This window comes from Meishania litoralis (genome assembly GCF_042611095.1).
Taxonomy (GTDB): Bacteria; Bacteroidota; Bacteroidia; order Flavobacteriales; family Flavobacteriaceae; genus Meishania; species Meishania litoralis.
On record NZ_JBHFPV010000002.1, the window covers coordinates 89,892 to 110,624 of the forward strand.

The 20,733-nt window shown below is 41.4% G+C and carries 12 protein-coding genes; all 12 read right to left on the reverse strand.

Annotated elements, in window-relative coordinates; all coding sequences use genetic code 11:
* Positions 1–10: 10 nt before the first annotated feature.
* Entirely contained in the window at positions 11–3,136 is a 3,126-nt protein-coding gene (locus ACEZ3G_RS09425) for a DUF5107 domain-containing protein (protein ID WP_432425238.1), read from the reverse strand.
* A 2-nt stretch (positions 3,137–3,138) separates the two neighbouring features.
* A complete protein-coding gene (locus ACEZ3G_RS09430; RefSeq protein ID WP_432425239.1) occupies positions 3,139–6,465 on the reverse strand; it encodes a VCBS repeat-containing protein in 3,327 nt (1,108 codons plus the stop codon).
* Positions 6,466–6,581: 116 nt separating this feature from the next.
* Positions 6,582–8,159 carry a SusD/RagB family nutrient-binding outer membrane lipoprotein gene (locus tag ACEZ3G_RS09435; RefSeq protein ID WP_432425240.1) on the reverse strand — a complete coding sequence of 526 codons (1,578 nt, stop codon included), beginning with the start codon at positions 8,157–8,159 and terminating at the stop codon, positions 6,582–6,584.
* 10 nt (positions 8,160–8,169) lie between these two features.
* Positions 8,170–11,211: a SusC/RagA family TonB-linked outer membrane protein gene (locus ACEZ3G_RS09440; RefSeq protein WP_432425241.1), complete on the reverse strand. Its 3,042-nt coding sequence runs from the start codon at positions 11,209–11,211 to the stop codon at positions 8,170–8,172.
* Positions 11,212–11,661: 450 nt separating this feature from the next.
* Positions 11,662–12,714, reverse strand: a complete 1,053-nt coding sequence (locus ACEZ3G_RS09445) for a LacI family DNA-binding transcriptional regulator (RefSeq protein ID WP_432425242.1) — start codon at positions 12,712–12,714, stop codon at positions 11,662–11,664.
* 157 nt (positions 12,715–12,871) lie between these two features.
* Entirely contained in the window at positions 12,872–14,614 is a 1,743-nt protein-coding gene (locus ACEZ3G_RS09450) for a sodium:solute symporter (RefSeq protein ID WP_432425243.1), read from the reverse strand.
* A gap of 105 nt (positions 14,615–14,719) precedes the next feature.
* Positions 14,720–17,257, reverse strand: coding sequence for a PIG-L family deacetylase (locus tag ACEZ3G_RS09455; protein ID WP_432425244.1), 2,538 nt, complete (start codon positions 17,255–17,257; stop codon positions 14,720–14,722).
* Positions 17,258–17,333: 76 nt separating this feature from the next.
* Positions 17,334–17,879 (reverse strand): mechanosensitive ion channel domain-containing protein, encoded by a 546-nt coding sequence (locus tag ACEZ3G_RS09460; protein ID WP_432425245.1) that lies wholly within the window; start codon positions 17,877–17,879, stop codon positions 17,334–17,336.
* Positions 17,880–17,883: 4 nt separating this feature from the next.
* The gene (locus ACEZ3G_RS09465; RefSeq protein WP_432425246.1) at positions 17,884–18,828 is read right to left on the reverse strand and encodes a septum formation inhibitor Maf; all 945 of its coding nucleotides are present in this window, start codon (positions 18,826–18,828) and stop codon (positions 17,884–17,886) included.
* A gap of 39 nt (positions 18,829–18,867) precedes the next feature.
* Positions 18,868–19,467 (reverse strand): Maf family nucleotide pyrophosphatase, encoded by a 600-nt coding sequence (locus ACEZ3G_RS09470; protein ID WP_432425247.1) that lies wholly within the window; start codon positions 19,465–19,467, stop codon positions 18,868–18,870.
* The gene (locus ACEZ3G_RS09475) at positions 19,460–19,987 is read right to left on the reverse strand and encodes a KdsC family phosphatase (RefSeq protein WP_432425248.1); all 528 of its coding nucleotides are present in this window, start codon (positions 19,985–19,987) and stop codon (positions 19,460–19,462) included. Before ACEZ3G_RS09475 ends, ACEZ3G_RS09470 begins: the two co-directional genes overlap by 8 nt.
* Complete coding sequence (locus ACEZ3G_RS09480) at positions 19,971–20,732, reverse strand: Rossmann-like and DUF2520 domain-containing protein (protein ID WP_432425249.1); 762 nt, start codon at positions 20,730–20,732, stop codon at positions 19,971–19,973. Before ACEZ3G_RS09480 ends, ACEZ3G_RS09475 begins: the two co-directional genes overlap by 17 nt.
* Position 20,733: the final 1 nt, after the last annotated feature.

The following is a 20,733-nucleotide window of genomic DNA, read 5'->3' on the forward strand; positions in this document are numbered from 1 at the left end:
GGCTTTTTTGTTATTGATATTGTAGGGCAGTCAAGAGCACTTTCCAAATATCTTCGTGAATACTGGTTTTTACTTTGTGTGTTTTTATTGCATCACTATCATTTTGGAAAAGGGCAAGCGCCAACCGATTTTTTTGGGTTTCACTTTTTAATTCAGAAATCATGGTGGCGAGCTTATCTTGCCTGTTCAATTTACGTAGGGCCAGCAATCCAAATAAATGATGAATATCGGGGGCTTCGAGGTGATCATTGGTGTAATCGACTACGCTTTGGAGCAATTCTTTACTTTTATCGGTTTCCCCGGTGGCTTCATAACTTACGGCCAAAAGATAATCTTGTATTCTTTCGTCAGGTTCATAGGGCTTTCCTACCCCTATATTTTCAGGCCATTCCTTTGATTTTTTCAACACGGTTATTGCGTTTTTATATTTCTTTTTGGCCAACAATGTTCGGGCAACTCCCAAGTGGGCTCGCTCATATATTATTCGACTTTCACTTGCATGCTCATAGGGCAATACCTGTATGGTTTCCATAATCTTTAGCACCTCTGAAAAATGTCCGGTGTTCAATGCTGTTTTTGCATGGGCCAGTTCGACATTATAATTCCCCCTGAATTTTTTGAATGCCTTTTTTGACAAATTGTACGCCGCGTCATATTTTTCGTTTTGTAAGAGGAACAGGATGTTCGCTTCCCATACTTTGCAGTCCGAGGGCTTCAACTTTAACGCCTTTTCATAATCTTTTGCGCGCACATCAAAACCTGCCTCTTTCATAAGAGCTGCCCTAAATCGATAGAATATATCGGAATCAGGGACATTTTCAAGCCCTTTTAAAAGGTTCTTGCCTTTCATGTCTTGCCCTACGGCTAAATAATTGTGTGCCAAATAATACTTTAGCTTCCAACTATTGTTTTGACCAACTGCCCATTCCAAAACGGGAAGCGTTTCCCTGCGATAAGGGAAAGTTAGATTGATATCCTTCTCAATGGCGTCGTTTAGCAGCCGTGTGCTTTCGTTCGTATCGGGATCTTTTTGTAGATAAGCGGCCCAAATTAGGTTTATGACATTTTTCGTTGGTGCCAGTACGGATAGCGCCATGGAATCAAGGCCCAGTTGATGGTAGCGCACTGCTAGACCTAATAGGGTTTCATGCTTGAATTCATTTTGAATGGTTTCTAGATCCGTGCTTGTCATTTCATCGTTCCCGCCATTGGTTCGTGACCGCTGCAATCGGGCAAAATAATTAAGGGGGTCTATTTTGAGAATTTCATTGCTTTGGTAATTAAAGGTATCTTCATCGTTCTTGATTTTAGACACTTGCATTAAGATTTCCCTCGCATTAACATTATAGGTGTTATGGACAAGAGCCTTTTTGGCATAGATTGTTGCACGTTCATAATTTTTGTCGGCAAAATGGATCTCCGCCATTTGAGCAAACGAAACGGATCTATATTTCATATCCCTAGCTGCCCAACCTAACGATTCCAATGCGTTCAAATGGTCGCCCATTGCCCTATAGATCATGCCGGCCATATAGTTGGCCGATGGGTCATAGGTATCCATTTTAAGCACCGCGTTGGAAAATTCCAAGGCAACTTCATAGGCGGCCCTTCGATATTCAAGTTCGGCCAATCCGACCAGACCTTTACGATGTGATGGATCCAGGGCGATAAGTTCGGACAGTTTTTCGCGGGCCAAAGAAAACTCTCGAAACTCTATGGCCTCCAAACCTTCTTGTAATAATTTTTCCGATTCAGATGTTTTCAAGTCTTCGTCAGGATAAAAAGGCCTTTTCAATCGATTTTCATTACCATCGTTTGTATAGCCAAGGTCGGTACCTTTTACCCGAACCTCGATTTTGTCGTCAGGGGAAGTAGATAATCTTGTTAAAAAAACACCCATCGGTTTCAGATCCAACTTTTTTTCCAAAACGATCTCATCGTTTACAATGACCAAAATATCATTGTTCAATTTTTGAAGTGCATTGATACCGATAAAGGTTTGACCATTTTCGTATGTTACGTTTAGCACTCCTTCTTTGGAAGCATCCTTCATTCCGCCGATTTCCTTGTAGGGAAACCAAATCTCAGACCATGTATCCATAACATACGGGTCAAATCCTACTTGGCTTATCGGATTGGTATCACCACCCGGGGAATATTGGTCAAAAAGCCTTCCGGCTTGAAATTCGATATATTGGCCATCTGAATCCGTCAAAAGATCTTCCCATATGCCTCCCGCCCGAGAGAGGTTCCATAACCATAATTTTTGTCCGGGCATCTCCTCATAAGGCGCCCAGGTGCCAAAACCGAACTTCTTATCATGATAATATCCACCAAAAAAATCATTGTATTCGCCCACGATATGATACGATTTCGAAGGGCCGAAAGTATTGTTCTTATAGAAGGATAAATTACGGCCTTTGTTATCTATGGGCCATGGGTGGGCATTTCCTCCATGCTCCACATATTTGTCTCCCGGAATAAAGAATTGAAGGTCATAGGTGGCCACAGCGGCCGCGGTCATCCAATTATAATAGGATTGGGAGAGGGGAGAAGCATTGTACCATGATGCGTTGGTCTCGAAATAGGCTTTTTCCTTTTCAAGACGTATTTCAACGGTCCATCTTGTGTTCGAAGGCAGGTCGACATTACCGACGATACAACTCACGCTTCCATCGCTGTTCGTTCGGGTAAGGTAATCAACGGGGGTTGCGGTCGAAGGATGATGCCCTATGATACCAAAATTAAACTCGATTCCTCCCGAGGTCCAAGGTCCCCGCATCGCAATGTTCCGAAACTTAACAACTTCGTTCTTGTAAAGAAACTCTTCACCGGTACTTTTCTCTATAGCCCCCCATACTTTGCCACCGATTTCCGGCAGCACAAAGACTTTGATGTATTCATTCTCTAAAGTGACCACTTTCCAATTCTTCTTGGAACTTTTGTGCTCGTATGCTTCAAATTTGTAGTAAGGGGTTATTTTAGGGTTTTCGGTCAATATGGGCACGGGATTCGGTTTGCTAAAACCATAGGTGTCCAAGGCCATGGTTTCTTCTTTTATTGAAACGGATTGACCATTTACATAAAAAAAAGCAAATAGCAAGGTAATGTGGAGTAAACCCAATTTATAGCACATTTTTATTCCGATTTTGTCGTGAAACGATAGGTCTTGATGGTTTCGTTGTTCCGTGCAAATAATACGATCTTTTCATTGCCCGATTTGATGATTTCAATATCCCGCACTTCTCCATCGATGTTCAATCCGCTTTCCATGGAATTTACAGTAGTAAAATTACCGGTTCCATCACCCAACATTAGAACGCCCTTATTGGCATCGTAACGCCCATATTTGACTCTGGTACCAAAGAAATTGCCGGCCAGAAGGATGTCCAAATTCCCATCCCCGTTAAAATCTTCCGAAAGAATTCCATAGACCGGCGCGAATTGTGCTTGGCTTGGCAAAGGGCTGATCTTGAATTGTGATTTGCCCAAGTTTTCAACATAGGAAGTGGAAAAATTCGTAACCTTATATACCCTGGCCCCTCTGAGTTCTTCATTTGAAAAAACATCGGTTATTTTGGCATTGGCATAATCGGAATAATTTACATATTTCCCCTTAAGTCCACTGAGTTGCCCTATAAGGTCATCTTTTGAAAATACGGGATAACTCTCGCCCATGACGTACGAGCAGAGAATAGGATCCAAAGCGCCATTGTTATCGAAATCTTTTACATAAAGCTCTACAGGCTCTTTTTCAGAGGCCTTCAATTGCGAATTATGACCGAAATTACCAAGTATGTAATCAATATCGCCATCATTGTCGAAATCTCCCGATGAAATCGTATTCCACCAACCTGATGAATTCGAAAGCCCTGAAGAATCGGCCAGTTCGTTAAGTACACCTTTATTGTTTTCAAAAAGTCTTACGGCCATAAATTCACCGACTATTATAAGATCATTGTTGCCATCGCCATTAAAATCCGTCCATAGCGCATCGGTCACCATACCCGGATTTACCAAATCGGTGTTGGTTGCGGCCGTGATGTCGGTAAAATTTCCTTTACCATCATTTTGGAGGATATAACTTCGCGGTTCGGTAGGGTATTTTCCGGGCACCAACCTTCCGCCGACAAACAGGTCTAGGTCACCATCGGCATCCATATCTCCGACGGACACGCACGAACCGCTCGTCAACATCGATGGGAGGGAAGCCATACTTTTGCTGAAATTACCGCGACCGTCGTTAATATAGAGTCGATCTTGCAATTCGGCCGAATCCACTGTAAAATCGTTGCCGCCGCTGACCACATATAGATCTAAATCATCGTCATTGTCGGCATCGAAAAACAACGCTCCGATATCTTCGGAAACTTGATCTTCTTGAAAGATTTTCGGGGTATTTTCAATGAACTTGCCGACCCTATCTTGGATAAAAATTTTAGCGGACTGACCTTTTGCACCTCCTACAAAAAGGTCTTCAAGACCATCTTTATTGATATCGCCCTTTGCAATTTTAGGTCCTTGTGTCGATAATTTATGAGGTAGCAGTTGTTCTCTTTTGAAATCATTATAGTTATTTTCATCATGCTTGAAATCGATTAGGCTATCGACAGATATATCGGCAAAATATGTCTCTTTGTTAGATTTTATGGTTGATTCTTTTTTAACCGCATCGGCCTGTTTTAATATAACCGTTCGATTCGGCTCCAAATTCTTAAGAACCTGAATTTTTCCATCGGGCCATATTACATTGACTTCATCAACATTGGTTGCTTCCCCAAGGCCAAAAACCATATTATGATCGACCGAGGACTGAAACCCTCTGGTGGGCATTAATTCTTGGCTCAAAAGGGTATCGCCCAATTTTAGAATGACCTTGGTGCCAACACCAAAGGTATTCTTTCCCTGACCCTCGAAACCGAACTTTACATAGTTGTTGGGAGTTAACTTGTCACTATTATTGCGATATATAAAAGCAACCTGATCGGTATTGTTAACGACAAGATCCATATCGCCATCATTATCGAGATCGGCATAGGCCGCACCGTTGGAAAGCGATTCTTGATTCAAGCCCCATGCTTCATTGACCTTCGTGAAGGTGAGGTCGCCATTATTGCGATACGTGTAGTTTTCTTCAATGGTGGACGGCATATTTTCCAGTAGCCTGTCAATGGCCACCTCTACACCGGTATTGTTTTCGTTGAGTTTTTCCTGAACTGCGAAGTTCATGAAGTCCATGTTGGTATAATCTTTCTTGAAACCGTTGGTAATAAATAGGTCCTTAAATCCATCATTATCAAAATCGGTAAAAAGTGATGCCCAACTCCAATCCGTATTTGAAATGCCCGAAAACTGGCCGATTTCAGAAAAATACTGGCCATTATTGTTCAGATGCATCATATTACGCATAATCTGATGATAAAATCCATTTTCTTCAAGAAGACTGTTTTTGTCATAGTTATCGGGGCCTGAGACCATTTTAAGGCGGTAATTGTCTTCAGGGAGCATATCCAATGTCATTATCTCAGGATACCCGTCATTATTGATGTCGGCAATATCTGACCCCATCGAAAAATGGGAAACATGCCCAATGAATTTCTCAAGACTTTCAGTAAACGTGCCATTTTGATTGTTTATATACAAATAGTCCTGCTCATGAAAATCGTTCGATACATAAATGTCGGGCCAGCCGTCGTTATTAATGTCGGAAATAGCAACACCAAGTCCAAAACCTAGAACATTCGAAACAAGCCCTACCTCATCACTTACATTAATAAACTTACCATTCTCGTTCTTGTACAATTTGTCGGCGAAATTAGGGTCTCGTTTTTGTTTGAGATTTTCACTGGCCCCAGTTGCCAGTCTGAACCCTGAATATTGTTGTGTAGAATGATTTACTAGATAGAAATCCAGGTCACCGTCCTTATCGTAATCAAAAAAAGCCCCTTGGGATGAGTACCCTGCATCGTCTAGACCGTATTCTGCAGCCCTTTCGGTAAACGAGAGGTCACCATTGTTGATAAAAAGAACATTGCGCCTTTTGAAATCATCTTTGGCGGCCGATCGACATACATAGATATCCAAATAACCATCTCCGTTGACATCGGCCATGGTCGTTCCGGTATTCCATAGTCCGGAAGCAAATACACCTGCCTTTTCGGCTATTTCTTCAAATTCAAAATCTCCTTTGTTCAAATAAAGTCGGCTTCCGACCATATTGCCTGTAAAATAAAGATCAACAAGGCCGTCATTATTGATATCTCCGACCGAAATACCTCCGCCATTATAGATTTGACCGTAGGTTAGTACGTTGAATTCCTCGGTTTCTACAACAAGGTTTTTAAACTTAACTCCTGTTTTGGAACTCGGCATTAGGGAAAACATCTTGGTGTCGTCAATATTGTTACATGATAACGCCCACAAGGCGAAAGCAGCAAGTGCAATAATTGTTTTGAATTTGCTCATTGTAAATAGGGTTAGGCGAAAAATAGCTCAAATTAAGAAAAATGATTTCAGCCGAACGTGAATGAATGAAAAAAACCTGTGGAATCTTCCACAGGTTTTTTTACAACAAGGATGAATTAAAAGTTAGGACCACCGGTATCCCACCAAAGGCGAGTGCCTATTTCATCGGGACCGCCCAATTTAGTAGTGGCATCTGCAACAGCCTCAGGACTATTTTCACGTTGTCCATTAATAAAGGTCATACGTCTTAAAAAATCATCGGCAGGAATGATACCCCAATCTGAATTACTATCGTTTTGATAGTTATAAGGAAGTTTGGGATATCCTGTGCGTCTGTGATCTACCCAAGGTTCCATAGAATCCGTATAAGCGGCAATCCATTTTTGAGTAATGATTTTCTCCAATTTGGTTTCATTATCGGCAGCTTCGTCCCAAGCTACTGTAGTGGTAATTCTGTTGACAAAATCGTTTACGTCACCACTCGCTGCCGGATCATCATAGTCAAGCGGTATACCCGTATCGTTTGCCAAATAATCATCCACTCCGCCAATTCCCCATAGTTCAAACGATGTACGAACTCCAGCTTCATAAAGCATACCTGCATCACCGGCCCCTGCCCAACCGCGTAAAGCAGCTTCGGCTAACAAGAAGTGTGTTTCATCGGCACTAAAAAACTTACGCTGAGTCACTTTAGCGGGGTCATTAAAATCTAGATTAATCGTAGAAAAGGGTATGCGTGCATCCTTTGCTCCTAGATTGGCGCCGTTTCGAATTCCCTTATAGGGAAAATCTGGATGATCGGAAACCAGTGACATGTCTGAAACAGGTTCGAAAAATGCACTTACCCTTGGATCTTCGTATCCGCCTAATATTGACTCCATAGAAGCACTCATGCGGGTATCGTTCCATTCAAAGCATATTACAGCAGGATGATATTTTTGACCATAGCCATTAATGTAAAAATTATCGCCATTGGTAGTAATCAAACCTGCTGGGTCTGCAATTGCTTTTTCACCTTGTGCCTTTGCCAAGGCAGGGTCTACCTTCGCAATACGTATCGCCAAACGAAGCCTAATAGAGTTTGCGAGTTTTGCCCATTGAGCCAAATCGCCACCATAGCTGGCATCAAATGCCGTAATATCCGGTTTATCCGCATTTGCCATAAAAACTCCGATGATACGGTCAAGGTCAGCGAAGAGTGCATTGTATAAAACTGGTTCACTATCATATTCCCCCGTTTTTCCTAAACCAAATTCTGTATAAATTACAGGACCATAATACACTGTCAATCGCTGTATTGAAAGTATCTTGATCAGATTGGCCCACTCAATAAATATTTGATTATCATTTGCAGTAGCAATATCAATGGCTTGATTTGCAGGCTTAATAACATTGTCGTATTGAACTGTCCAATATCGATTCCAACGCAAGTAATAGGTGGTATTGTTCACTCCTCCAACAAACGGAGTAGGAGTGGCCAAATGTCTTGCGAAAGAGTCGTTGGTCAAATTATGGTCAATCTGAATACCGTAAAGGTTTTTCAACATATTTGGAAAGAATGCTCCAACGTCGTTGAAATCTTGCTTTAAAGATTCTCCGGTAATTTCGTAGGGATTCGTATTCGTCTCCTCGAAATTATCAGTACAAGCTCCTAGAGCTAATGCTAATGAAATTATATACAATAACTTTTTCATGTTTTTTTTTTTAAAATGTTACAGATAAATTTACACCATAATTACGGGTCGAAGGTAGGTTGAAATTGTCAAGACCTACGGAGTTACGATTCGTGCTCATCGCCAATTCAGGATCAAAAGGTGCCTCTTTCTTCAAAAAGAACAAGTTATTTCCAACAAAAGACACGGATGCCGATTTCATCCAAGGAATATTCAGACTCTGAACGTCAATATTATACCCTAAAGAGAACTGGGACAGTTTAATGTTAGTTCTATCATAAACGTACATTTCACCAACCCCGTTTCGATCTCCAATGAAACGGAACCATTCTTCAGGGTCAACGCTGGTTACTGCTGCACCTGATGACTCTACCACACCATTTACGGGAACACTCCCAGCATCCCTTGCATCAGCGGTACGTTGCGAAACACCTGCGCCGTCAAGCATTGATTCTGTTTGACTGAAAACCTTGCCGCCGAAAACACCATTGATCAACATACTTGCATTAAAACGGCCAAAAGAAAACGAGTTGTTCCATCCCAAGGTAAAATCAGGATCCAAGTTTCCAATGAGTTCACTTTCTGTAGTCCTTAGAGGTTTCCCGGCATCATCAAAAAGAATTCTACCTTGGTCATCTCTGCGGAACTTTAAAACATAAAGATCGTTAAAGCGGCCTCCTTCGGCCAATCGTACACTGTATCCCTCTGACGACCCAAGGTTAACAATTCGGTCATCGTCTGGACCTATATCTACAATTTCACTTCTATTTCTAGTGTAGTTAAGATTCGTATTCCATTCTATTTTATCGTTTCTAACAGGAACACCGTTCAAAGTAATTTCAACACCCTTATTTACAATCAATCCGGCATTAATAAACCTTTGATTATACCTACCCTCGGTAAGTGGATCGTCCTCTTCTAATCTAATAGGTACGAATTGGTCCTCACTCTTAATGTGGTAATAGGTAAAATCTATTCCTAATCTATTTTGGAAGAAACGCCAATCAGCTCCAAACTCCGTACTAGTAATGATTTCAGGTTTCGCATCTGTAAATGGCCGGTTTAGTACTCTGCTTAAACCTCCCACAGGGTCGGTAATTCTGTTTGAAGGATTTATACGGTTAAAAGGCACCTCATTAGCAACCCTTGTGTTAGAAAGCCTAAACTTACCAAAAGTAATTGCCTCTGGTAGGTCGAACATTTCACTAACAATTGCGGTAAGACCAAATGACGGATAAAAATAGGAGTCATTACCCGTCAACGCCAAAGTAGAGGCCCAGTCATTTCTGCCACCCAATTCCAGGAAAAGCATTTCTTTAAAACCAAGTGTTGCATTCGCGAACGCCCCTTGTTTTATAATCTCACCATTGGTGACCGATGTTACGGGAGTTTGCGTCAAATCTAAATTATGAAAAAAGAATTCGTTCGGATAGATTAATCCATTGCCACTACTAGCGTTGACTTGAACACCAGTTCCATAATCGGTTTTTTGATAACTAGCACCGAGTATCGCATTCAAACTAAAATCTTCCGAAATGTTCGAATCATACGATAGAATAGCATCGGTGTAAATCAATTTGTCTTCATATTTAAGATAGCCCCAAGAACCGTTCGGGTGTACATTGGTCGAATTTGAAGTGGCGGCATGTTGTTGTTCTCTTTCAACATTACCATAATCATAATTGCCTCTTACCTGAAGGTTCAGTTTATCTGACATTTGATAGTTCAGCGATAAATTGGCAATTACCCTTCGATTATCTTGATTTAATGGTTGATTGTTGATGATCCAGTAGGGGTTCGATTGATGGTGGTCACTAACAAACCAATTTTGTGCCATCAGGTTGCGTGATGGGTCGAAAATTTCAAAATTAATTCTATCGTTATTGAAATCTCGTTCACGTGGATAAAAATATAACCCAGTAAGCGGGTTCAAGTAGTACCCTGATGGCAGTCTATTAAAGGAATTCTCCAATGATAGAATAACATTCGAGCTAATTGTCAGTTTATCATTTAATAATTTTGTGGATTGCTTAAGTGACACATTATTTCGAGAATATCTGTTCGTTGGAGTAATGCCTTCGGCCGTAGTATTGGAATACGAAAAATAGGCAGTAGTCCTGTCATTACCACCGCTAATGGAAAGTGAATTAATGGCATTATAACCAGTTTCAAAAAAATCTTCTACATAGTCACTGGCATAATTTCCAGGCGTGGTGGACCAGCTTTCTTTCGCACCATCTATAGCTCCATACTTAAACTGTAGGTCAGGTAATTCGATTACTTCTTCAAAGGTAACACCCGAATTGAAAGTTACCGTTGTCTTGCCTGCCTCACCTTGCTTGGTGGTTATAAGTACGACTCCATTGGCGCCTGCACTACCATAAAGCATTGCAGCATTAGCTCCTCGAAGGACACTTATACTTGCAATATCGTCAGGGTTAAGGGCAGAAATACCATCACCTGAGTCAGTACCACCCCACATACCCGGCTGACCTCCTCGGTTATTGGCCAATGGAATACCGTCAATTACAAATAATGGTGTGCTGTCACCGCTTAATGATTTGTTACCCCTCAAAACAATCTTAGTGGATCCACCAGCGCCCGAACTACTCTTTTTGATCTCTACACCAGCTGTCTTACCGTTGATACTGTTTAAGAAATTGATATCTCTAGTTTTGGTAATCTCATCCGCTGCTACAGTCTGTTGCGCGTAGGTCAGCGTTTTTTCCTGACGCTTGATACCCAATGCCGTTACCACAACCTCATCAAGTTGACTCGCATCTTCTTCCATAGACAAATCAATAGTGCTTGAAGCGCCTATTGTAATGTTTTGGGTTTTTGTACCTAAATAAGAAAATACCAATACATCTCCTTCCGAGGCTTCAATGGAATAGTTGCCATCAAAATCGGTCTGGGTACCGTTCGTTGTACCTTGTACAAGAACATTAACGCCTGGTAATGGCCCTCCATCGGAATCGGTAACAGTACCAGATACTGTTTTGGTCTGTGCGATGATTCCTTGAATACAAAGAAGTGCCAGACAAGTTAAAAAGTAATGAACTTTTCTTTTCATACTAATTGAGTTTAGATAGTTAGTTCTTAAATGTTCAAATTAAAAAGAAATCTGCCTAAAAAAATAGATCAACAACAACTCTCGAAAGCTAAAGAACAAAAATCAAGGTACTTACCTAGAGATATATTTTGCCTTGAGTATATTGCCTTTCAATAAATTTACGCATGTCAATAATGGTAATACCTGTTGCCTTGAATGGCAGGTCAAGTCTGTTTTCTGTTCATGAATGTTAGTTTTTTAATTACTGTAGGCTTATATGCCTATTTAGTAGTGAAATTAAACTTTATTTTCAATATGACAAGCGGAAACAATAAAATTGTGTTCGAGCACATTACTTATTTGTTAAGGAAAAATAGTGGTGACTGCGAATAATTGACTAAAACATGTCAAAATAAATTGATTTGACAAAAAATGAACTACAAATCTTCTAAAAACATACCAGATCGCTGATTAACTTGTTTTGGATGTTTCTATAATGTAGTAGTCAACATTTTCGGAAGTTATGATATCTATGGGTAATAGTTCTTTTTTCGGTATTCTTTTTTGGAATAGAAAATGTTCGGCGAGATAAGCGATCCCAAGGTATGCCTGACGTTTTGGTTTTTGGTGAATCAAGAAATCGATTTTACCTTTTTTTAAATAATCGATGTTCTTTTGGAGCAGATCATAACCTACGATTATCATTTTTTTCATTTCGGGAAGAACTTCCAGAATTTCATAGGCTTTTGAGTTCGTAATGAAAAGAGCTTTGATCATGGGGTGTTCTTGAAAAAAGTTGTCTGCACTATGCTTAAAATGCAAGGTATCCTTAGTGCTGAAACTTTTTGTTATGATGGCAATATCATTGCTGTTTTCATTAAAATAATCCACGAATCCTTTTTCTTTCAGTTCCATATGAGGTTCTAGGTCAACGTGAACAACCGCTATCTCGTCATTTTTTCCAACGACCTTATGTAAAAGGCTTGCCGCGACCCTTCCGCTTTGGGTCAAATCTTGACCGATGAAAATTTCCCCTGTAAATTCCTCAAGGTAATTGTCGAAAAGCGTGACCATGATATTACGTTGCCTGCACACATTCAGAACTTGGCGTAATTCTTCTTGAAATAGTGGTACTATCAATATGGCATCTGGACAAAAGTCCATGGCCTTTTGTGAGGCCTTGGCAAAAGAGGAACCATCATAAAGATGGTAAAGACATTTTTCCACCGAAATGCCAAAAGGTTTGAACTCATTTGAAGCATCTATTATTCCCTGATTCGCCGAAACCCAATAAGGATCGTATTTGGGGTCGGGCATTAGCACGCATATTTTGTACAGCTTGTTGTTTTTGAGGTTTCTGGCTATGGGGTTAGGCTGAAAGTCAATTTCCTTTATGACTTGCTCAACTTTATTAAGAGCCTTTTCCGATACTTTTCCTCTTTTGTGGAGTACCCTGTCAACGGTACCCTTGGACACACCTGCAAGTTCTGCGATATCTTTTATGGTATATTTCTTGTTCGGCATTGAAAATACTTGCTTTTAGACGCTTGACGCCTAAAATAATTCAGACCGCTTCAAATATATCATAAAATCTTGGTTGGTTAATACGTATGGCAATCCTGAACATGTACAATGGCCTTGGTTAAGTGATATTGTATATTGAAGGAATGAAATTAAACGATTAGGAACTTATTGTTCTTGCTTTCAGTAATCTATCAAAACCTTCCATAAGGATAGCCGTCAAAATAACCAGGGCAGCACCAATGAAGTTTAGCCAAAGATACCCCAGTTTTTCATCGCCGGAAGGATAAACGTGAATGTAGTTGTAATAGATTACGCAAATAATGAGTTGGGTCAATATGGCTGCGAAGAAAACTGCGTTTCCCTTGACAAATTTGAAAAAGAAGGCGAGTAGAAATATTCCCAGCACATTTCCATAGAAAATCGACCCGATAATATTTACGAGTTGAATGAGATTGTCAAAAAGGCTGGCCACGCAAGCAATAATTATTGCAATGACCCCCCACATAAGGGTAAATCCCTTGGATATTCTGACATAATATTTTTCTGAAAAGTTTCCTTTGGTATTTCTTTTATACAGGTCCAGGGCGGTTATCGTGCCCAGGGCATTCAGCTCAGAGGCGGTTGACGACATTGCCGCCGATAGTATAACCGCCAGTAGAAGCCCTATGAGTCCCTTCGGTAGATTATAAAGAATGAAATGTATGAAAACATAATCTTTATCATTGGTTTCAGCCCCATCATCGGCCTGTTGGATCAGTGTTTTCGCCGCTTGCCTGTTCGCGATATCTTTTTGGTTTATTTCGACAATCTGTAATTTGGCCTCTTCAATGACAGCAAATTCCTTCAATTCAAGGGCTTCCGAAAACTTGTCCTGGGCCATCTTTTTCTCAATCTCCAATTCATGATGTTTCTCCTGCAGGAGTTTATAGTCTGAAGCGTACTCTGATTCCATTACCGTCTTCGTAGCCGCCGGATTGAAATTCAATGGCGAGGGGTTGTATTGGTAAAAAATGAAGACCATTACCCCGACCAGTAGAATAAAAAACTGCATTGGAATCTTGAAGATACCGTTAAAAACAAGACCTAGCTGGCTTTCACGAACCGATTTGCCGGATAAATAACGCTGAACTTGACTCTGATCGGTGCCGAAATAAGCAAGTGCCAAAAAGAGCCCCCCTGTGATACCGCTCCAAAAAGTATACCGACTCTTGGTATCGAAACTGAAATCCAATATTTCCAACTTGTTACTGGCCCCTGCTATTTTCAGGGCTTTTCCGAAATCGATGTCCGCTGGCAGATATCCTAAAATATAAAAGAAAGTCACGAACATACCTGTCATGATAATGAACATCTGCTGTTTTTGGGTGACGTTGACGGCTTTTGTGCCACCCGATACCGTATAAATGATCACAAGTGTGCCAATAATGATATTAAGCGTTTGCAGATCCCACCCCAAAATGGCCGATAAGATAATCGATGGCGCAAAAATGGTAATTCCTGCGGCAAGTCCACGTTGTATCAAGAACAGTACGGCCGCTAGCGACCTTGTTTTAAGGTCGAAACGGCTCTCTAGAAACTCATAAGCCGTATATACTTTTAATCGGTGGTAAATGGGAACGAAGACCAAGCAGATGATTACCATTGCCAAAGGTAATCCTAGATAGAACTGAACAAAGCCCATACCATCATGAAAGGCCTGTCCAGGGGTTGAAAGAAAGGTTATTGCACTTGCCTGGGTGGCCATAACCGACAACCCTATCGTCCACCACTTGGCATTGCTTCCCCCTCTTACATAATCATGTACGTTTTGGCTGCCCTTTGTACGCCAAACACCATAGGCCACGATGAAGAGCAGGGTTCCGGTGAGTATCGCCCAATCCAATATTCCCAATGCTCCCATGTTAGATATAAGATGTCATTAAATAATAGAAAAAGAATACATAAAGCAGGTTTAGGATCAGAACCAATGAATATTCCTTTTTCCAAATATATTTGTCCTTTCCGTTCATCCCTTTACCTGATTGTCAGTGGTTTCTAATTGTTCCTTCCCCAAGGAAAGCATGTTCGCGAACAGCTTGTAAGCACCTGGAACGCCTTCCGGTAACTCCCTGAAGAAACTCAGACCACTGTAAATATAGTTTCCTTTGCCATAGGGCGCGACCAAAAGGCTGCCTTCCGTCGATTTTTCGCCCGGGTCGTTCATTTTGAGAATCGGTGTGAATTGTGGTGCCCACTCATTTGGAAAGTACAGTCCTCTTTCTTGCACCCACCCTTTAAAGTCATTCTGGGAGATTAGATTCGGAAAATTCACCAAGGCATGTTCTTTGGCAACGATCTCAACAGGCGAGTCTTCGTTGGTTACACGATCACGCGATAGTTTTAGATCATATGGCGCAATATTTTCGAATTGTGAGGCCCATCTACCTGCTGTATTGTACTGAACGATCAGGTTGCCCCCTTGCTTGACGTAATCCATCAAAAACCGCTGCTTGAACTTAAGCTCCTCCACTACATTATAAGCTCGAATACCTACAACGACCGCATCATATTTTTGCAAAGTGCCCAATGTGATGCCACCAACGTCGATCAAATGTACATTGTACCCTATTTGGGCTAAACTTTCAGGCACCGCGTCACCGGCACCCACTATATAACCTATGTTTTCGCCCGCTTTTTGGATATTAAGACGTACGACCTTGGCTTCGGCATTTTGCAAAACCTGTTGCGTTGGCACATGGTCATATGCAATGGTCACCAGTTCATGTGTAAGATCTTTTCCATTCACTTTTATGATGGGTGAAATGTAGCTTTCATTTTCTTGGGCCGGGGGCCAAAGTTTGAAAATTACCGTTTTTTGATCTCCTTTTTTTTCGATTTCAAAAGCCCGGGTGTCATCATCTACTTTCCAACCTTCCGAGAAGCAGAGTTGTACTTTACCCTTGACGCTATCTCGATGTGCCCTGATGGTAACAGGTATTTCCTTAGGTTCGCCATCTGCAAAAATCAAGACATTGTCATCGAAACTTGCCGTGACCTCAGGAAGAATCTCAAAGGGTTCGTACAACTCTCCCTTATCAGGTTTTGCAAAACGGTAAACCACAGGTTTTTCAAAAGTTATGGCATATCCATCGAAATCAAGTTCAAATAGTGCACGGAAAGCTCTTGGCGTTTCGGGCCTACCTATGAGCATTTGATCGTTGACCGTGTACATGCCCAACATTCCTTTGTTTTTTAACCAATACGGACTTGTGTAACCTACGTGATCGGGAATGGTAAATTCAAGTTCTAGATTTTGGTTTTCATTGTTTTTTAGTGGAATTGAAGGGGTCAGTTCAGCATTGGCTTCCGGTATTTTTATAGTTTTCAAAGTAATCGGTGCACCGGATCGGTTCAACGCCTCTATTTTTACATTGACTTTGCCATTTGGGTTTGCTATGGCATTTTCGGCCGAAGCTTCAAGATATAGACCTGAAACCGATAATATCAAATTTTTAAGCTCATCCGATTTTAATCTTTTCCAATGCTCGTCGCTGACGTTCTGTAATAATTTATAGGCTTCGATCAATCTTCCCAAATGTTTTGCAGGGTCTTTAAAATCGAAATCGGCCTCTATACCATAAAGAATTTCCCCAACGGCCTCTCCGCCCTCGATTCGCGACCAAGTGGTATCGATACCATCAAAAATGTCAACATTGTCAGTAGGCATATCACCTTTCAAAAGCTCTACATACTCGTTTTCGGTCCCTCTAGATGCTAATCTTCCGAAACCCTGACAGAGGTGCTGACTACTGGCCAAAGATGCAATTTCATTGTTCGAGACCCCAAGAGTCGGATAGAACACACCCGTATCGAAATGCAACATTTTTGACTTGTCCGCTTCCTCGAATTTTTCGCGGCTTCCGTAGAACCACCAAGAGGTATTAAAAAACAAACGTTTGGGCTGCCAAGTCTGGGTAAGTATAAGTTGTTTGGAATATGCATTTGGGTCATTTGTCAGGTCAAAAGCCTCGACGCTCAGCATAGCCGAAGAAGTATGATGGCCATGGGTGCTTCCAGGGCTGCGATGGTCGAACCGGTTTATTATCACATCAGGTTTAAGATTGCGTATCACCCACACAACATCGCCTAGAACTTGCTCTTTGTTCCAAATTTTCAAAGTCTCGTCAGGATGTTTTGAATACCCGAAATCAACTGCTCTCGTGAAGTATTGTTCCCCGCCATCGACCCTTCGTGCCGCAAGCAGTTCCTGAGTTCGGAGTACCCCAAGCAACTCTTTCAGCTCAGGACCTATTAGGTTTTGCCCTCCATCTCCTCGGGTCATTGATAGATATGCCGTTCTTGCCTTTAGGTTATTGGACAAATAGGAAATCAATCGCGTATTTTCATCATCGGGATGCGCAGCTACGTACAACGCCGTGCCCAAAAAATTCAATTTCTGTAGCGAATGATAAATATCGGCGGTGGACTTCTTCTGTGGTGCTTGGGCCGAACAAAAATTAATGCTTGTAAAAAACAGTGTGCATAAAAAAAGAAATTGGCGCATGTATTTGATTTTAGCTGGCAATCAAATATAGAAAGATAAAGGCGTGAACCAGTTTTTTTTAATCTTCTTTAACAAACTAAAGTATTTCGCTCGATTCAGAATCATTTTCTTTGTGATAGACCAAAGTGACCGCTTTTTGTATCATAAGATTGTTGGGGTAGACGAGCAATTCGCCATTGTCTTTTCTCAAATTGACATGAAAGGCCTTGATATCCTCTATAAGATAGGGTTCTTCCGATTCGGTATCCTTATCCAATATCTTAACGCGATCGCCAATTTTGAACGGAAACGAAAAAAACAATATGACACCAGCCGTAACATTGCTCAAAATGGACCAACTGGCAAAAAAAGCTACTCCGATTACTGCAAAGACCGATGAAAAAAGTAGTCCAAGATCTTTAAAATTGACGCCCCAGATAAATGCAAGGGCCCCGAGGCCCAAAAAAGTCAAAACGTAAGAGACGTATTTAATTATCAAAAGGGTACGTGCTTCGACGATGTCACTGATACGACCGATTCTACGAACGGTCTTGTTGATAAGAAACCTAAGGATCAAGAGTATTAAGAGCGTTATGGCAGTTGCCAGTAATTCGCTCTGGTTGTCGGCGATAAATTTTTCCATAAAACTAAAGTCCTAAACTATCGCGCAAAGATAGGTCGTTATTTCCGTTTTGTGTCCAATAAGGGGTTTTTAAGGTCTTGTTTTTGATAGCTTTCGATGTCATGGTCTTGGCCTTGTCGCCAAAGCCGCTTTTAAAGGTTTCCGACCAACCTTCTATGCAATAAGGAAAAGCTGTTCTAAAATCTATTTTCAATGTTCTCTCGAGTTCGGGGTAATTGATTTCATAGGAAGCCGTTGCACCATTTTTATTTAAACTAACGATTGCTTTATATGATTTCAACTCTTTGTGGGACAACCGAATATATTCGAATGATGGAATCACTTGTATTTCGCCGACAGGTAGACTTTCGGGGTCGATCCGTAATTGGTTCCACAACTCGTTTTCGAGAACGGTCTTGTCCAGTTTCATATTTTGATCCGCTTCGGATTCGAAATAGGAATGGGACTTTATTTCGAAGGTAGAACGGTTGTTCAATTGGGCATAGACATGTCCGCACCATTCTTGAGAAGAAAAGGTTACTTTGATGGCATGTTCGTCATTACCTACAGGGTAAAAGCTACTGGTCATGATGGAGTAGGGGTAAATTCCGGTGAGATAATTTTTGGTAGTGTTCAATTTTAGAACTGAAACATTGCTCTTATCGTAGTTATCGGCCTTTACCTGCTTGTCGGGAGCAAAGGGCTCGGTGACGTAAATGAGTACTGCATCTCCATTTCGGATTTCACCGTATCGGGCCTGTTCCAACGTGTAGCTCGTAATCTCCGCGTCGCCGGCATACCAGTATTCCTTGAACGCTTCCGAAATTTGTTCTGCGGGCTTTTTGTCGACAGTGGCCTCGTTCAAGGCAACTTCTTTCTGGTCGACCGCATTTTCTTTACATGAATTTATTATGGTAAAAAGGCCGGCCAAAAAGATGACCGAAAGTTCTAGGGAGAGCCAATTTTTCATTTTTTGGAATTTTGTAATAAAGTTAAGCAAATAAGGTCATTATACTATTTCCATTAACTTTTGGTAGACCAATTGGGTCGGTAAGCCGACCACATTCGCATACGAGCCTTGAATTTCTTCGATCGCGACCAGACCGATCCATTCTTGTATGCCATAACCACCAGCTTTGTCAAAAGGCTTGTGGTTTTTTATGTAATATCTTATCTGCATATCATCAAGCGAAGCGAACTTTACACGGGTCGTCGAGTTAAAGATTTTTTGGTCGGTCGTTGTTGTAATGCAGACCGAGGTTATAACCTCGTGCCAATCATCGGATAATGTTTGCAGCATTTCAAATGCCTCTTCTTCATCGGTCGGTTTGGCGAGGGATCTGTTTTTATGCCATACGACGGTGTCCGAAGTAATTAAGATCTCATTCGGCTTTAAATCTTCTTTGAAAGGGGCAGCTTTTAATTTGGCGAGATAATCGGAAATTTCACTGCCTTTCAATCCACCAGGGTAAATTTCATCTACCGATTTTAAGCGGACTTCGAATTCAAATCCCATTTCCTCAAAAAAACGTTGCCTGCGTGGTGAACCGGAGGCCAATATAATTCTCTTGTCTTTTAGGTCGGTAGGGAGCATCGTAGTTTTAAGCATTTTGGGCGTCAAAATTTTCAAACCAATCGCCCCGAACCTTCATGACCTGTTCTATGACGTCGCGAACGCATTCATCCCCACCTTTTCGATGCGAAATATACTTTGCAACGGCCTTCACTTCTTGGGCGGCATCTTGGGGGCAGCAGGGGAGGGCTACTCTGCGCATAGGTGGTATATCGGGCAGGTCGTCGCCCATGTAGAGTACATTTTCAGGGCTTATTTCATAAATATCCAGATATTCATTTAAAGAATCTTCTTTGTGATGCACGCCCATATGAATATCGGTAACCCCTAGACCCCGTAAACGTTTTCGCACGCCATCATTAGTGCCTCCGGTTATGATACAGACATTGTATCCTTTTTGAAGGGCGGTCTTTAGGGCATAGCCATCCTTGACACTCATTTTTCGTAACATTTCCCCTTCTGTGGTGATCAGAAGCGTACCATCGGTGAATACGCCGTCCACATCAAATACAAATGTGGTTATGTCTTTCAAATACTCTTTATAGCTCTTTTTCATAAGTCTTTTGTATCGATCGCGTCATAAGGGAATATATTTCTTTATGTGCCGTATCGCTCAATAGATCGAGATGTTTTTCGATCGTACCCGTATCCGCTCTTCTGGCGGGGCCTGTCTGGGCCGTTTCAGGTGAGAGATGTTCGACTTTTTTTGCGGTTTCACTTATCAAGGGTTTAAGCATTGAAAAAGATAGGTCGTTGTTTAAGCAGATATCCGAACCTATTTTGTACATATGGTTCACAAAATTGTTCACGAATACTGCGGCCAAATGCAATTTGGCGCGTTGTTTTGAAGATATTTTATATACCTCTTTCGACAATGCCGTAGCAAGATCTTGCAATATTTTAAAATCTTCCTCTTTTTCTGTTTCAATACATAAGGGTACGTTTCTAAGGTCAAGCAGGCTTTCTTTACTGAATGTCTGTAAAGGATAGAGAACACCTTTTCGGGCAACGGGCATTTCTTTCATGGCGACACTGCCCGAGGTGTGTACGACGAGGCTTTTTGTGCCTTTTAGTTTTTTAGAGACCTCGACAATAGCATCATCGCTAACAGCTAGGATGTATAGATCCGGACTATCAGCTACCGATAGCGATTCTTTTTTGGTATTGCGCACTTGCCCGATCTCGAAAGAATCAAGACGACTATTGATAACGCCCACCAGTTGCACGTTTTTGGCCTTTGAAAAGGCTTTGTTGAGGGTACTGCCAACATTTCCGTTACCAATTATGGCTATCTTGATCATG

Coding starts and splice junctions, on each gene's coding strand:
- ACEZ3G_RS09425 (WP_432425238.1), bottom strand. CDS start 3,136: ATGTGCTATAAATTGGGTTTACTCCACATTACCTTGCTATTTGCTTTT.
- ACEZ3G_RS09430 (WP_432425239.1), bottom strand. CDS start 6,465: ATGAGCAAATTCAAAACAATTATTGCACTTGCTGCTTTCGCCTTGTGG.
- ACEZ3G_RS09435 (WP_432425240.1), bottom strand. CDS start 8,159: ATGAAAAAGTTATTGTATATAATTTCATTAGCATTAGCTCTAGGAGCT.
- ACEZ3G_RS09440 (WP_432425241.1), bottom strand. CDS start 11,211: ATGAAAAGAAAAGTTCATTACTTTTTAACTTGTCTGGCACTTCTTTGT.
- ACEZ3G_RS09445 (WP_432425242.1), bottom strand. CDS start 12,714: ATGCCGAACAAGAAATATACCATAAAAGATATCGCAGAACTTGCAGGT.
- ACEZ3G_RS09450 (WP_432425243.1), bottom strand. CDS start 14,614: ATGGGAGCATTGGGAATATTGGATTGGGCGATACTCACCGGAACCCTG.
- ACEZ3G_RS09455 (WP_432425244.1), bottom strand. CDS start 17,257: ATGCGCCAATTTCTTTTTTTATGCACACTGTTTTTTACAAGCATTAAT.
- ACEZ3G_RS09460 (WP_432425245.1), bottom strand. CDS start 17,879: ATGGAAAAATTTATCGCCGACAACCAGAGCGAATTACTGGCAACTGCC.
- ACEZ3G_RS09465 (WP_432425246.1), bottom strand. CDS start 18,828: ATGAAAAATTGGCTCTCCCTAGAACTTTCGGTCATCTTTTTGGCCGGC.
- ACEZ3G_RS09470 (WP_432425247.1), bottom strand. CDS start 19,467: ATGCTTAAAACTACGATGCTCCCTACCGACCTAAAAGACAAGAGAATT.
- ACEZ3G_RS09475 (WP_432425248.1), bottom strand. CDS start 19,987: ATGAAAAAGAGCTATAAAGAGTATTTGAAAGACATAACCACATTTGTA.
- ACEZ3G_RS09480 (WP_432425249.1), bottom strand. CDS start 20,732: ATGATCAAGATAGCCATAATTGGTAACGGAAATGTTGGCAGTACCCTC.